This window comes from Komagataeibacter intermedius TF2 (genome assembly GCF_000964425.1).
Lineage (GTDB): Bacteria > Pseudomonadota > Alphaproteobacteria > Acetobacterales > Acetobacteraceae > Komagataeibacter > Komagataeibacter intermedius.
The window spans coordinates 1-209 of the sequence record NZ_BANF01000704.1; the positions used below are offsets into that span (position 1 = coordinate 1).

At 62.2% G+C, this 209-nt stretch carries 1 pseudogene; it reads right to left on the reverse strand.

Annotated elements, in window-relative coordinates:
• A pseudogene (locus B7449_RS19035) lies at positions 1-209 on the reverse strand (hypothetical protein); the annotation flags it as partial.

Here is a 209-nt window from a genome sequence, read left to right on the forward strand (position 1 = left end):
GCAAGGACACGATCCATCACTCTGGCGAGAACGGCGGCTGCCTCTCGCCCCGGGCTGAAAACAAGGGAAAACCCAAACTGTCCCTGCAGCACGCCGGTTCCCGCATCGTGGACCATGGCCACGATCTCGCCATGGACGACTTCCTCGACCTCAAGGTCCACTTCCTGGCCGTCAGGCAGAATGGTGGTCCGGATCCCGTCAGAGTCCAC